The 14,505-nt window shown below is 60.4% G+C and carries 11 protein-coding genes and 1 tRNA gene; 3 read left to right on the top strand and 9 right to left on the bottom strand.

Going from position 1 to position 14,505, the window contains the following annotated elements; all coding sequences use genetic code 11:
• Nucleotide 1 precedes the first annotated feature (1 nt).
• The 8 genes from PSH73_RS23990 to rpsU form a co-directional block, all read right to left on the bottom strand.
• Nucleotides 2-796, bottom strand: coding sequence for a carbon-nitrogen hydrolase family protein (locus PSH73_RS23990; protein WP_057440304.1), 795 nt, complete (start codon nt 794-796; stop codon nt 2-4).
• An 11-nt stretch (nt 797-807) separates the two neighbouring features.
• Entirely contained in the window at nt 808-2,499 is a 1,692-nt protein-coding gene (locus PSH73_RS23985; protein ID WP_057960801.1) for an NAD(P)/FAD-dependent oxidoreductase, read from the bottom strand.
• A 146-nt stretch (nt 2,500-2,645) separates the two neighbouring features.
• A complete protein-coding gene (locus tag PSH73_RS23980; protein ID WP_057440306.1) occupies nt 2,646-3,107 on the bottom strand; it encodes an Lrp/AsnC family transcriptional regulator in 462 nt (153 codons plus the stop codon).
• A 112-nt stretch (nt 3,108-3,219) separates the two neighbouring features.
• Nucleotides 3,220-3,296: transfer RNA gene (locus PSH73_RS23975), tRNA-Ile, on the bottom strand.
• Nucleotides 3,297-3,311: 15 nt separating this feature from the next.
• Nucleotides 3,312-7,055, bottom strand: a complete 3,744-nt coding sequence (locus tag PSH73_RS23970; protein ID WP_305461482.1) for a bifunctional diguanylate cyclase/phosphodiesterase — start codon at nt 7,053-7,055, stop codon at nt 3,312-3,314.
• Nucleotides 7,056-7,179: 124 nt separating this feature from the next.
• Nucleotides 7,180-9,030 carry an RNA polymerase sigma factor RpoD gene (gene rpoD / locus PSH73_RS23965; RefSeq protein ID WP_057444304.1) on the bottom strand — a complete coding sequence of 617 codons (1,851 nt, stop codon included), beginning with the start codon at nt 9,028-9,030 and terminating at the stop codon, nt 7,180-7,182.
• Nucleotides 9,031-9,097: 67 nt separating this feature from the next.
• On the bottom strand, nt 9,098-11,068 hold the full coding sequence (gene dnaG / locus PSH73_RS23960; RefSeq protein WP_120734240.1) for a DNA primase: 1,971 nt from the start codon (nt 11,066-11,068) through the stop codon (nt 9,098-9,100).
• A 445-nt stretch (nt 11,069-11,513) separates the two neighbouring features.
• Complete coding sequence (gene rpsU, locus PSH73_RS23955; protein WP_002551877.1) at nt 11,514-11,729, bottom strand: 30S ribosomal protein S21; 216 nt, start codon at nt 11,727-11,729, stop codon at nt 11,514-11,516.
• 203 nt (nt 11,730-11,932) lie between these two features.
• Here rpsU and tsaD point away from each other — a divergent pair, with 203 nt between their 5' ends.
• Complete coding sequence (gene tsaD, locus PSH73_RS23950) at nt 11,933-12,958, top strand: tRNA (adenosine(37)-N6)-threonylcarbamoyltransferase complex transferase subunit TsaD (protein ID WP_057960795.1); 1,026 nt, start codon at nt 11,933-11,935, stop codon at nt 12,956-12,958.
• A 33-nt stretch (nt 12,959-12,991) separates the two neighbouring features.
• Here the strand turns inward: tsaD and plsY are convergent, their stop codons facing one another.
• On the bottom strand, nt 12,992-13,561 hold the full coding sequence (gene plsY, locus PSH73_RS23945) for a glycerol-3-phosphate 1-O-acyltransferase PlsY (protein ID WP_057440309.1): 570 nt from the start codon (nt 13,559-13,561) through the stop codon (nt 12,992-12,994).
• A 74-nt stretch (nt 13,562-13,635) separates the two neighbouring features.
• Here plsY and folB point away from each other — a divergent pair, with 74 nt between their 5' ends.
• Together folB and folK are read left to right on the top strand one after the other, a co-directional pair.
• On the top strand, nt 13,636-13,989 hold the full coding sequence (folB, locus tag PSH73_RS23940) for a dihydroneopterin aldolase (protein WP_057440310.1): 354 nt from the start codon (nt 13,636-13,638) through the stop codon (nt 13,987-13,989).
• Complete coding sequence (folK, locus tag PSH73_RS23935) at nt 13,980-14,498, top strand: 2-amino-4-hydroxy-6-hydroxymethyldihydropteridine diphosphokinase (protein WP_169990386.1); 519 nt, start codon at nt 13,980-13,982, stop codon at nt 14,496-14,498. Before folB ends, folK begins: the two co-directional genes overlap by 10 nt.
• Nucleotides 14,499-14,505: the final 7 nt, after the last annotated feature.

The raw sequence follows: 14,505 nt of genomic DNA, 5'->3' as shown, positions 1-14,505 counted from the left end.
GTCAGTGCTTGTGCAGCGCTGCGTATAGCTCGGGGCGCCGGTCTGCCAAGTAGTGATTGGCCGCTTGCGCGTCGCGCATCGCCTGGCGGTCGAGGGTGGCGACGATCAGCGCTTCATCCAGGCCGGCCTGGGCGACACGTTGGCCATTCGGCGCCGCGATGCTGCTTTGCCCGCAATACTGGATCTGGTCCTCATGCCCGCAATAGTTGGCGTAGGCCACATAGCACTGGTTTTCAAAGGCCCGTGCCCGCACGGTGACATCCGCGACGAAGTCGAAGGGCACCATGTTGGCCGTCGGTACCAGGATCAACTCGGCGCCGGCCAGGGCCAGGCGCCGGGTGTTTTCCGGGAACTCCAGGTCGTAGCAGATGAGGAATCCCAGCTTCCAGCCGTTCAACTCGACGATAGGGAATTCGTCGCCGCCGGCGCTGAACATCGAGTGATCGAGATCACCGAACAAGTGCGTCTTGCGGTAGTTGCACAGGCGCTGGCCATTGGCGTCGATCAGTTGCACGGCATTGTAGATCTGCCCATCTTCGGCGCGCTCCGGGTAGCCGTACAGAATTGCCAGGCCCGCGTTCTGTGCCAGTTCGGCAATGGTTTGTGCCGATGGCCCATCTTGCGCTTCGGCCAGCGCGCCGACTGCTTCAACACCGATGTTGTAGCCGGTGAGGAACATCTCCGGCAGCACCAGCACATCTGCATCGGACGCTTCATGGGCGACGCTATGCAGGCGCTTGAGATTGCCGGCCACATCCAGCGGCAATGGCGGGCATTGGTACAGGGCGACACGCATGGCTTGACTCCTTATTCGGCCAGGGCGATGGGGCCGATCTCATCGAATACATCCCCAGGCCCCGGGTTTTGCGGGTGGGTACTGCCACCGAAGTGGGTCATGATGCCCCAAACCGCGTTCAGTGAGGTCTGCACTGCGCCTTCGACCCAGGCTGGGGTCCAGGATACGTCGTCGCCGGCAATGAAAATCCCGCGCTGCTCGGCCGGCATATCCTTTTGCATGAAGTGCGCGTACATGCGCTGGTTATAGCGGTAGTGGCCCGGCAGCGCGCCCTTGAACGCGCCGAGGAAGTGCGGGTCGGCCTCCCAGGAGACGGTGATCGGGTCGCCGATGATCCGCGCCTTGAGGTCGACTTTCGGGTAGATCTTTTTCAACGCATCGAGGGCCAGCTTCACCCGTTTATCAATGGGCTGCGGCAGCATTTTCAGGGCGTCGCTCATCCACGAGTAGGACAGGCAGATAACCCCCGGCTTATCGTCGCCGTTGTCGAACAGATAGGTGCCACGGGTCAGGCGGTCGGTGAGGGTCATGCTCATCAGGTCGCGGCCGGTTTCCGGGTCTTTGTCCTTCCAGAAAGGCCGATCGACCATGACAAAGGTTTTCGACGACTGCATATAGCGTGTGCGATCCAGAGCCATCCACATTTTTTGCGAGAACAGGCTTTCGTCGCATTCGATCTGAGTGGTCAGCAGCCAGCTCTGGCAGGTGGTCAGCACGGCGGCGTATTCCCGGGTGTCGCCGTAATTGTCGGTGACCGCGAAACGCCCGTCGGCAGCATGGGCAATGCGCTTGACCCCAGCCCGGGGCGCGCCATGGTGCAGGGAGCTGAGGCTGGTACCGGCTGGCCAATGGGCGCAACGCTCCGGCACGTGGCGCCAGATCCCCATAGGCACCTGCGCCACGCCACCGACCACCAGGTGCTGGTGGTCGTCGCAATTGGTCATCACCACCCGGAAGATTTCCAGCATCGAGTTGGGGAAGTCCGAGTCCCAGCCACCGGTGCCAAAACCTACCTGGCCGAACACCTCGCGGTGATGGAACGACAGCTTGGCGAACGCCTTGGACGTGGCGACGAAGTCGTAGAAGGTGCGGTCATCCCACAGCGGCACCAGGGTGTTCCACAGCTCTTTGAGTCGTGGTACATCGCGGTCGCGAATGGCTTGCTGGATATCGCTGAACTGCGAACCGGCCTCCAGGGCGTCGGCCCAGGCGTCAGCCACTTCCTGGAACAGCGCAGGAAGGTCGGCGAGTTTCTGTGCGTAATGGGTCTGGCCTTCCAGGTCGATCACGGTACTGCCGGAGGCAGGCGTCAACGGGTTGGGGAAGGGCTTGGTTTCCAGCCCCAGCTTATCTACATAGTGGTAGAACGCCGTCGACGACACCGGGAAACGCATGCCGCCCAGTTCGGCGATGATGCCTTCGGCTCCTTCAAACGCCTGGGAGCGCAGGCGCCCGCCCATTTTCGAGGCTTCATACACCACCGGCTTGAGACCGAGCTTCATCAGCTCGTAGGCGGCTACCAGCCCGGCAATACCCGCGCCGACAATCGCCACTTCGGCGCCGTGGTTGGCGGCAGGAATACTGCCCAGCCCGGCCGGGTGTTCGATCCAGTCATCGAAGGCGAACGGGAAGTCCGGACCAAAGATGGTGATAGGTTTTTTACCGTCTGCAGGGTGGCGATTGTTCTTGTGAGTGGCGTTCATGGCTGACCTTGCTGGCAACTCCGCGGGGCACGACCCGTGAAGTATAGGAAAAGATGGCAGCCATTCTAGGGAGCGTAGCGCTCGTTAATAAGACGCAATGTGTCGTCGGTTTGATTTGTTTTTAGTCGAAGTGACGAAGCTGGCGGTCAGATTGGCTGGCCGCGATCCAGTTTGCTGCTGAGGATGATCGAGGTGGTGGTCTTTTCTACCCCATCGACACTGCCGATCTGGTCCAGCAATTGATCCAGCTGCTCCGGCGAGTCGGTGCGCAGCCAGGCTACATAGTCAAACTCACCACTGACCGCACACAACTGCTGGACCTGAGCCATGGCACTGAGTCGGCGCAGCACTTCCTTGCCGGAACGCGGTTGCACCGTGATCCCCACATAAGCCTGCAGCCCCCCATCCACCACCCGCTGGCCAAGGCGCACGCCATAACCGGTAATCACCTGAGTCTTTTCCAGACGCGCCAGGCGCGAGGTCACCGTGGTGCGGGCAATCCCCAATTGCCGGGCGAGCATTGCCACGCTTTCACGGGCGTTGAGCTGCAAGGCGGCGATTAGTTGGCGGTCGATTTCATCGAGAACGGGAGGGCGGGTGGCGGACAAGATGGGCTCCGGCGTGGGCGGCAATGGGGGAGCATGTTACAGGCTCATGGCCAGTGGTGCTTGGGGGGACCGCCAGAAACGCGAAAGCCGCGCAGTGCGCGGCTTTTAGAGATGGTGGGCCCAGTAGGACTCGAACCTACGACCAAGGGATTATGAGTCCCCTGCTCTAACCAACTGAGCTATAGGCCCTCAGTAGGTCGCGGATTATAACGATGGTTTCTCCACTGTGCTATCCGAAAAATCCGAATGGGTCATGTGAAGGAAGGTCGCGGCGAATATGTCGGGGGGCAGGGGCAGGCTGACGATGTAGCCTTGCATTTGTTCGCAGCCTTCGTCAGTGAGGAAGGCCTGTTGGGCGAGGGTTTCTACGCCTTCGGCGATGATGGTGAATTGCATGCTGTGACCCAGGGCGATGATGGCGCGCACGATGGCGGCGTCGTGGGGGTCATCGGGCAGGCCGCGGACGAAGGACTGGTCGATTTTCAGGAAGTCCAGGGGCAGGCGCTTGAGGTAGCTTAAGGATGAATAGCCGGTGCCGAAGTCGTCGATGGCCAGCTGTACGCCCAGGCGCTTGAGTTTATGCAGCACTTCCAGGGCTTCTTCGGCCTGGCTCATGATGAAGTTTTCGGTGATTTCCAGTTGCAGGCAACCGGGCTCCAGGTGGTTGTCCCGGAGCAGTTGCTCGATGCGCCCCAGCAGGTTGGGATGGCGCAGTTGGGCACCGGCGAGGTTGACGGAGAGTGGGCCAAAGTAGTCATAGGACTTGCGCCACTGGTGCAGTTGTCGGCAAGCCTGTTCCAGGACCCAGTCGCCGATTTGCAGGATCATGCCGTTTTCTTCGGCCAGGGCGATGAAGTGTTCGGGAGGCACGTCGCCGAAGGTCGGGTGGCGCCAGCGGATCAGGGCTTCGGCGCCGATCAGTTGTTGGGTCTCCAGGCTCAGCTTGGGTTGGTAATACAGAAACAGTTCTTCGCGCTCTAAGGCGCGCCGCAGTTCGTGTTCGAGGGCGACGCGCTCGTTGGCCTGGGCGGTGAGGTCCTGGGTGTAGCGTTCGACCCGATTGCGGCCCTTGGCTTTGGAGCGGTACATGGCGGCATCGGCGTTTTTGACCAGGGTGGCAACGTCGATGCCATCTTGGGGATAGAAGCTGGTGCCGATGCTGGCGCTGATAAAGAACTCGTGCTCGCCCGCCTGGAAGGGCAGGGTGAAGCAGGTCAGCAGTTTATTGGCCAGGTGCTGGGCGTCGCTGGCTTGTTGCAGGCCGGGTAGCAGGATGATGAATTCGTCACCGCCCAGGCGGGCCACGGTGTCGATATCGCGCAACTGCTCCTTGAGGCGCACGGCAATGTCCTTGAGCAGCAGGTCGCCAATCGGGTGGCCGAGGCTGTCGTTGATGTGTTTGAAGCGGTCGAGGTCGAGAAACAGCACCGCGCCCTGGCTGCCGGTTTCCTGTTGGTTATTGAGGGCGGCCTGCAGGCGATTCTCAAACAGAGTGCGGTTGGGCAGGCCGGTGAGTGGGTCGTGGTGCGCCTGGTAGTCAAGCCGTGCCTGGGCGTGCTTGAGGCTGGAGATATCGGCAAATACCGCCACGAAGTGGGTGATCGACTGGTCGTGATTGCGCACGGCGCTGATGGTCAGCCAGCTGGGATACAACTCGCCGTTCTTGCGCCGGTTGGAGATCTCGCCTTGCCAGTGGCCGTTGGCGGTCAATTGATGCCACATCGCCGCGTAGAACGCGCTGTCGTGCAGGCCGGAAGCCAGCAGGCGTGGGGTGTGGCCCAGGGCTTCGGCTTCGCTGTAGCCAGTGATTTCGCTGAAGGCACGGTTGACGGCGCTGATGTTCTGCCGGGTATCGGTGATCAATACGCCTTCGGCGGTACTTTCGAAAACTGTTGCGGCCTGTTGCAGTTTTTCCTGCATCAACTGGCGTTCGGTAATGTCGCGGGCGATGGTCAGCATGCAATCGTCATCACCGATGGGCAGTGGGCGGCTGGACACCTCGCACAGGCGAATCTGCCCGTCACTGCGTCGGATATGGCAGACGAAATCACGCACCAGGCCGTCGCGCTGCAGCAGCTCGAGCATGTGCTTGCGTTCGTTCAAGTCCACCCAGATGCCCAGGTCCAGGGTCGATTGGTCCAGGGACATCGCACTGTTGAACCCGGTGATACGGCTAAAGCCTTCATTGACTTCCAGCAGCAGGCCATCACTCTGGCGGGTCAGTAACAAGCCGTCCGGCGAGGCGTGGAAGGCCTTGGCGAACTTCTCTTCGGTAGTCTGCAGCAGTTGCTGGGTTTCCTTCAGTTGGGTGATATCCCGCACCACCACCACCAAGGCTGCGGTGGTATCGAGCTGGAAGGGTTCGGCAGAAATCAGCCCGGTAAACGCCTGGCCGTTGCTGCGCAGGAACGGCATCTCCAGGTTGCGGATACTGGTGGTCTGCACGCGCTTGAGCAGGTTGGGCCCCACACCCTGGATACCCCAGATGTTCAGCTCGGTAGCGGTCTTGCCAATGACGTCTGCGGCGCTCAGGCCAATCTGGTCCTCGAATGCTTTGTTGACCTCCAGCAGACAGCCATCGGACAGGCGGGCGATTACCAGGATGTCCGGGCACTGCTGGAACACCGAGGCGAACTTCTCCTGCGAGAGCCGCAACGCTTCCTCGGTGCGCTTGGCTTCGCTGATATCAATCATCAGGCCACGCAGAACCGGCTCATGCCCATACTTGATCAGGCTGACAATGTCCCTGACCCACAGGCAGCGGCCGTCAGCGGTGATCACCCGGTAATCAATGCTGTGGTCGCGGTTGGCGCGGGTTTCCTGCTGGCAGAAGCTGTCGGCGCGGGTCAGGTCGGCGGGGTGAATGATGTTGCGCCAGAAGCCGGGGATCAGCCAGTGAGCCCGTGGATAGCCCAGTAGTTCTTCGGCGTGGGGTGACACGTAGCTGTAGGTGAAATCGTTGATGTCAGCTTCCCAGGCTATGGCGGAGAGGCTCTCTACCAGCCCGCGGTAATGGTATTCGCTGCTGCGCAGTTTTTGCTCCAGGGCTACCCGGCGGGAAATTTCCGAACTGAGCCGGCGGTTGATCCGAATGACGATGGCCAGCACGGTACTTAATAGCAGCACGGCAGGCAGGCCGTAGAGCAGCAAGTCGGCCCAGAACGCCCGGTGATCAATGACATTGCCGACCCAGTGCTCCTGGATCTCGTTAATTTCGCTGGGGCTGAGGTCGGCGAGCACTTTATCCAGAATGCCAATCAGCAGTTTTTTCTCTCGAGGCACGCCCATTGCCAGTTGGTAGCGATAGGGCGTTTCGCCACTGACATACAAGCCGTCGAGCTTGAGCTGGCGCAGGCTCCAGACGCTGGAGGCGAGGTCGCCGACGACGGCGTCCACCTCATCGGTGGCCAGGGCCTGCAACGTCGAGCTGACATTGGGCATCGCCACCAGGTTCAGGTCGGGATGGTGGGTGCGCAGCAATTCGTGGGGGGCATAGTTCTCCACCACGGCGATCTTCAGGCCATACAGGTCCTTGAGGGAGCGGGGCTGGGCACCGCCTTCATGGGCGAGAATGACGATGGGGAAGTCGAGGTAAGGCCGGGAAAATGCGAGGAAGCCCTGACGCTCCGGGGTGGACATGATGCCCGGCAACAGGTCGAGCTGGTTGTTCCGCGCCTGCTCCAGCAATGCGCTCCAGTTGGCCGGTTCTATCAGCTTGATCTTGATGCCCAGGCGTTCCTGGAGCAGCCGCACATAGTCAGCGGCCAGGCCCTGATAGCGACCTTCTTCATCGCGATATTCAAACGGCGGCCACGAGGCATCAACGCCCAGGCGCAATTCTGGGTGGTCCGCCAACCAGCCCTGCTCTTCATCTGTGAGAGTCAACGCGCCAGCCGTCGCGGTCCAGGTCAGCAGCGACAGCAGTAGCACGGTCGGCAGTCTGGGCATAACGGTCTCGTTATGGCACGGGGAATATTTCGAGTGTAGACGGGCATTGCGAGGGGGAGTGACGCGGGGAGGATTTAATCTGCACAAAGCAAAACCCCCAGGCCTGGGCCTGGGGGTTTTGTGATCACTCGTCGAGGAAGGAGCGCAAATGCTCGCTTCTCGTCGGGTGGCGCAACTTGCGCAGCGCCTTGGCTTCGATCTGACGGATCCGCTCGCGGGTCACGTCAAACTGCTTACCGACTTCCTCAAGGGTGTGGTCGGTATTCATGTCGATGCCGAAACGCATGCGCAGTACCTTGGCTTCACGGGCAGTGAGGCCGGACAGTACGTCGCGCGTCGCTTCTTTAAGGCTCTCAACGGTGGCGACATCGATTGGCGACTGCATGGTCGAGTCTTCGATGAAGTCACCCAGATGGGAGTCTTCGTCATCACCGATCGGGGTTTCCATGGAGATCGGCTCTTTAGCGATCTTCAATACCTTGCGGATTTTATCCTCAGGCATTTCCATGCGTTCGCCCAGCTCTTCCGGGGTCGGTTCACGACCCATTTCCTGCAACATCTGCCGGGAAATACGGTTGAGCTTGTTGATGGTCTCGATCATGTGCACCGGAATACGGATGGTGCGGGCCTGGTCGGCGATCGAGCGAGTGATCGCCTGACGGATCCACCAGGTGGCATAAGTCGAGAACTTGTAGCCGCGACGGTATTCGAACTTGTCCACAGCCTTCATCAAGCCGATGTTGCCTTCCTGGATCAGGTCGAGGAATTGCAGGCCACGGTTGGTGTACTTCTTGGCGATGGAGATCACCAGACGCAAGTTCGCTTCAACCATCTCTTTCTTCGCGCGGCGGGCCTTGGCCTCGCCGATCGACATGCGACGGTTGATGTCCTTGATCTCGGCAATCGTCAGACCGGTTTCGGTCTGCAGTGCAGTCAGCTTCTGCTGGCAACGAACGATGTCGGCCTGGAAGCGACCAATGGCTTCAGCGTATTTGCTTTTGCCCTTGGCCAGGGCGTCGGTCCAGCTTTCGTCAACTTCATTGCCCGGGAACTGGCGCAGGAAGTCGGCACGCGGCATACGCGCATCACGGACACAGAGCTGCATGATCGCACGCTCTTGTGCACGCAGACGCTCAAGGGCGCTACGAACCCGCTCAACCAGGCCTTCGAATTGCTTCGGTACCAGTTTGATCGGCATGAACAGCTCAGCCAGGGCCAGCAGTTCGGCGGTTGCCTGCTTGCTGCCACGACCATGCTTCTTCAGGGCCTTGCGCGCCAGTTCCATCTGATCGGAGACCGCGCCAAAGCGCTGGGCTGCGATGATGGGATCCGGACCGCTTTCGACTTCTTCGTCGTCGTCGGTGCTGGCTTCAGCTTCGTCGTCGTCGGTTTCGTCGTCCGCTTTCACGGCTTTCGGGTCGACAGGCGGCGGTATTTCGGCAGCCGGCGGAGTAATGCCGTCGTCCGGGTCGATATAACCGCTCAGGACGTCGGACAGGCGGCCACCCTCGGTGGTCACACGAGTGTACTCGGACAGAATATGGTCAACCGTGCCTGGGAAGTGCGCAATTGCGCCCATCACTTCACGGATGCCTTCCTCGATACGTTTGGCGATTTCGATTTCGCCTTCCCGTGTCAGGAGCTCTACCGTACCCATTTCGCGCATATACATGCGCACAGGGTCAGTCGTGCGACCGATGTCGGTCTCCACTGCTGCCAACGCGGCGGCTGCTTCTTCAGCGGCTGCTTCGTCGGTATCAGAGTCGGCCAACATAAGGGCGTCCGCATCCGGAGCACTCTCGTGTACGGGGATCCCCATGTCGTTAATCATGCGGATGATGTCTTCCACCTGCTCAGGATCTGAAATATCCTCAGGCAGGTGGTCATTGACCTCTGCGTAAGTCAGATACTTCTGCTCACGACCCAGGAGGATCAAATCTTTGATACGAGACTGCTGTTGCGCTTTTCCGGACATAACACCCTATCCACTGAAGGTCTTGGCGGGCAAAAAACAAGCCGAGGATTATACCCGAGCTATGACCTCACACGCCAGCTGAGGTCGGGTTTGATGCGGAAACATTCTGTTTTAAGAGGTCGCGCATCTGTTTTGCTATCTGAATTTGCTCTTCAGCCGACAATCCCGGCTGCCTTGCTCTCTTGATGAGTTCATCGAGGGTCTGCGTGTGCTGGCCCGCGGATAACCTAGTAATGGTGTCTAAAAACTGTTGTTCAAGGTTATCGCCGTCAATTAGCCACTCCTTTTCCGCGAGAGCCTTCAACAAGCGGCCTTGTTCCGTGCCGTGCCAGCGAGCCATAAGCTGAATAGAGTTTAGCTTAGGATTTTTCTGTACGGCCTCGATCAGGGCAATTAGCACCTGGGCATAGGTGTTGCTTTCGTTGGCAAAATGTTCGGCGCTTTCCACTTTTCCCGCCAGTTGCGGGTGGTGGATCAGGGTGCGCAGGGCAATCAGTGTCGGCGCCTCCACGGCCACCGGCGTGCGCGGGGCGTAGGCCTCGTCGCGATCGCCGCGCTTGCCGTTTTTACTCCAGGGCTTCTTGTCCCATTTCTTGCCGCCGGCGCCGGGTTTCTTCGGCGTCCAGTCCTGTTGAGGCACAAAGGCTTCTTGGGGCTGGTGGAAGTCAGCGTAGTCCGGCATGGCATCGTAGTCGAAGCCCGGGTCATAGGCCGGTGGCGTATCCTGGGGCGCGCTGTGCACCAGCTGGCTGACCGCTTCGCCGCTCAGGCCGGTGATTTCCAGCAGGCGCTGGCGCATCAGGGCCTTGAGGTTGGCGCCGGGCACCTTGTCGATCAGCGGTGCTGCGAGGGTGGCCATGTGGGCCTTGCCTTCGAGGGAGCGCGGATCGGCTTCTTCGGTCAATTGCTGGAAAAAATAATCGGCCAGCGGCTGTGCGTGCTGGTGGATGCGCGCGCGAAACGCGTCGGTGCCTTCGGAGCGCACCAGGGTGTCCGGGTCTTCGCCTTCGGGCAGGAACAGGAAGCGTGCGCGGCGGCCATCCTGCAGGCTCGGCAGGGTGGCCTCGAGGGCACGCCATGCCGCATTGCGCCCGGCCTGGTCGCCGTCGAAACAGAACAATACGCTGGGCACCACACGAAACAGGCGCTTCATGTGCTCTTCGCTGGTGGCGGTGCCGAGAGTCGCGACGGCATTGCGCAGGCCTTGCTGGGCCAGGGCGATCACGTCCATATAACCTTCAACCACGATGATTTCATCGAGGTTGCGGTTGTTCTTGCGCGCTTCAAACAGGCCGTAGAGTTCCTGGCCCTTGTGAAATACCGGGGTTTCCGGGGAGTTCAGGTATTTGGGCTTGTCGTCACCCAGTACTCGGCCGCCGAAGGCGATGATGCGGCCACGGCTGTCGCGGATCGGGAACATCACCCGGTCGCGGAAACGGTCATAGCGCTTGCCGGTCTCGGCGTTTTCCACCAGGAGGCCGGCGTCGATCATGGCTTTTTGCTGCAGGGTGTCGCTGCTCAGGTGCTTGTACAGGTTGTCCCAGCCCGGCGGGGCGAAGCCCAGGCCGAAGTCGCGGGCAATTTCCCCGGTCAGGCCGCGGCCCTTGAGGTAGTCCACGGCGGCCTTGCGCTGCGGATGGCTTTTCAGGGCCTGGCGGTAGAACTCGGCGGCGGCGGTGAGCAACGGGTACAACGGCGAGTCGGTGGGCTGGCGTGGTTTGTGCGGCCGGCCACTTTCTTCGCGGGGGATTTCCATGCCGGCGGCTTTGGCCAGTTCCTCGACGGCCTGGGGGAAATCCAGGTTGTCGTGGTCCATGATAAAGCCGAGGGCGTTGCCGCCCGCGCCGCAGCCGAAGCAGTAGTAGAACTGCTTGTCGGGGCTGACGCTGAACGATGGGGTCTTTTCTTTGTGGAATGGGCAGCAGGCCGTGTAGTTCTTGCCGGCCTTTTTCATTTGCACGCGTGAGCTGACAACATCGACGATGTCGGTGCGGTTCAGAAGGTCGTCAATAAAGCTCTGGGGAATTAGCCCGGCCATGGCGTTCTCGTCATCACTGCGTGTAAATGAGAGCCCGTGACGCACTCAAGGCGCGCATGTTGGCGGCTTGATCATCAAATGTCTGTTTGGGCTGTCAGGAAGTGTATCTGTCGAGTGTTCACTGACGGTAGTTCCAATCAGTCTTCGACGTGTTTGAAAGTGTTGCCCTGGAGTCCGGTCGCGGCCAGTGCGGCCTCGGGAGCTCATCATGGGGCACAGTCGACCTATTGATCGCCTGCTTGGAAAATAAGTGTGCTCGTCAGTAGCCTTGATAGGCTCGTCAGAAGAGACGCGCACCGCTGGCAAAAGAGCCAGTCCTGACGTGTGAAGCTTTGTCTCGGTCGCATGTGCGGCGTCGACGGTGAAGCATCAAGCGATATCCGCAAATGCCAACAGCCCGGCTGAGGGCCGGGCTTGGCAGAAGCTTGCTACGAACGTCTGTGTATTAGTACAGACGAACGGCGCGGCGCTGCTCGCGCTGAACTTTCTTGGCGTGACGCTTAACAGCGGCTGCTGCTTTGCGCTTACGCTCAGAAGTTGGCTTCTCATAAAATTCGCGGCTACGAACTTCAGCCAGAACACCGGCTTTTTCGCAGGAGCGCTTGAAACGACGCAGAGCTACGTCGAAGGGTTCGTTCTCTTTTACTTTGACGGCTGGCATCCAGAGCTACCTTCTTTCATTACCGGGAATCAACGTTCTCGTCGCAAAAAATTCGCGGCTGAGGTCGTCGGTTTTTAAGGGTTGCGGATGTTAACCCCTCATTGCCCGGAATGCAAAGCCTCTGATCGAAAACCGCTAGTCGGGAGGGGAAGTGGCGACTATTATGCGCGCCTTCGAATTCAGCCTCTACAAGGCGCAAACCCATGTTAGTACTGGGCTTAGAAACCTCCTGCGACGAGACCGGCGTCGCGCTTTACGACAGTGAACGCGGGCTTTTGGCCGATGCGCTGTTCAGTCAGATCGACCTGCACCGGGCCTACGGCGGCGTGGTGCCCGAGCTTGCCAGCCGGGATCACGTCAAACGCATGCTGCCACTGATTCGTCAGGTGTTGGACGAGGCCGGTTGCGTCGCCACCGAGATTGATGCCATCGCCTATACCGCCGGCCCGGGATTGGTCGGGGCCCTGCTGGTTGGGGCCTCCTGCGCCCAGGCGCTGGCGTTTGCCTGGGGTATTCCAGCCCTCGGCGTGCACCATATGGAAGGCCATTTACTGGCGCCGATGCTGGAAGAAAACCCGCCTGGGTTCCCGTTCGTCGCTTTGTTGGTTTCCGGTGGCCATACGCAGCTGGTTCAGGTCGATGCAATCGGCCAGTACACGCTGCTGGGGGAGACCCTGGACGATGCTGCCGGCGAGGCTTTCGACAAGACCGCCAAGATGATGAACCTCAATTATCCCGGTGGTCCGGAAATCGCGCGTCTGGCGGAAAAAGGCGTGGCCGGGCGCTATACCTTCCCGCGCCCGATGTGTGATCGCCCTGGCCTGATGTTCAGCTTCAGTGGCTTGAAAACCTTTGCCTTGAACACCTGGCAGCAAAGCGTCAGCGCCGGGGACGACAGCGAGCAAGCCCGTTGCGACATCTCTCTGGCGTTCCAGCAGGCGGTGGTGGAGACTTTGACCATCAAGTGCAAGCGTGCCTTGAAACAGGCCGGCATGAAGCGCCTGGTCATTGCAGGCGGCGTCAGCGCCAACAAGGCCTTGCGTCTGTCATTGGAAAAAATGCTCGGCGACCTCAAGGGCGAGGTGTTTTACGCTCGCCCCGAGTTCTGCACCGACAACGGCGCGATGATCGCCTTCGCCGGTTGCCAGCGATTGCAGGCTGGCCAGCATGAAAGCCTGGCCATCAGCGTGCAGGCGCGTTGGCCGATGGAGCAATTGCCGCCGTTGTGATCGACGAACATGAGGCGGGTTCAGCCGGCGTATTTAAAAATGCCGTTCGCGCCCGGCAAACAGGTCGCGTAAATTGCCGCGATGGCGCCATACAATCAGCAGGGTGAGTACGCTCATCGGCAGCAGGGCCGCCGGCTCCTGCCAGGCCAGCAATGGCAGGGTCAGGGGCGTGGCGATCAATGCGGCAAGGGAGCTGGTGCGGGTCAGGTAGAACGTCAGCAGCCAGGCGGCCACCGCTAGCAGGGCTGCCGGTGGGTAGATCCCCAGCAGCATGCCGGCCGCCGTCGCGACGCCCTTGCCACCGCGAAAGCGAAAGTACAGCGGGAACAGATGGCCGAGGACGGCGCATACACCGATCCAGGCTTGTTGTTGCAGGGAGAGGCCGGCGAGATCGGCGATCAGTACGGGCAAAAGGCCTTTGCACACGTCGCCAAGCAGCGTGAGTACGGCGAGCTTCTTGCCGGCCAGGCGCAACATATTGGTGGCGCCGGCATTGCCTGAGCCACTCATTCGCGGGTCGGGATTTCCCGTCAGGCGGCTGAGCAAGATGGCAAAGGACAGCGAGCCGAGCAGGTAGGCGAGGGTCGCCAGTAACCAAGACATGCTAACTATTCCGGGCGAGGACGCCTTGATTCTAACGGGGCATTGCGCCCTTGTCGTGCTGTGGAGAAGAGTGCTTGGACAGAGTGTTTATCGAAGGCCTGGAAGTTGACACCGTAATCGGGGCCTACGACTGGGAGCGCGGTATCCGTCAGTGCCTGCGCCTGGACCTGAGTTTCGCCTGGGACAATCGCCCCGCCGCAGCCGGTGATGACCTGACCCTGGCCCTCGATTACGCCAGTGTTTGCACACGCATCCAGGCGTTTGCCGAGCAGGCGCAGTTCCAACTGGTGGAAACGTTCGCCGAGCGCCTGGCGCAAGTCTTGATGGAGGAGTTCCAGATCCCCTGGCTGCACCTCAAGTTGACCAAGCCCGGTGCCGTCCCGGCCGCCAAGGGCGTGGGCGTGGAGATCGAGCGCGGATGTCGCTAACTCAGGTTTACCTTGGTCTTGGCAGTAATATCGAGCGCGAGCCCCATTTGCAGGCGGGGCTTGAGGCGTTAGATGGCTTTTTGACCGATATGCGTTGTTCCGCCGTGTTCGAAAGCCAGCCGGTGGGGATCAAGAGTGGGCCGTTTTTCAACCTGGTGGTGTCGGCGTATACCGATCTGTCGTTGATGGAGTTGGACCGCCGGTTGAAGGCCATCGAGGCTGACAATGGCCGTTACGCGCCGGATCGCAAGGGCTTGCCCCTGGATATTGATGTGCTGCTGTATGGCGACCTGACAGGGAATTTCGACGGGCTGGTGTTGCCGCGCGCAGAGATCCTGAAGAACGCCTTTGTGCTGTGGCCGCTGTCGTTGATGGCGCCGGAGCGTGTGCATCCTGAAGTGGGCAAGACATTTGCCGTGCTGTGGCGGGATGCACAGATTGAGCAGGTGCTGGCCCCGGTTGCCTTCAAATGGCGCGACCGGCAACTGACCCCGGACGCTCTTCTGTAGGCGCGGG

It is taken from the genome of Pseudomonas sp. FP2294 (genome assembly GCF_030687625.1).
Taxonomy (GTDB): Bacteria; Pseudomonadota; Gammaproteobacteria; order Pseudomonadales; family Pseudomonadaceae; genus Aquipseudomonas; species Aquipseudomonas shahriarae.
The sequence above is the reverse complement of the archived record's forward strand: the minus strand, read 5'-3'. Positions and strand labels throughout refer to the sequence as shown.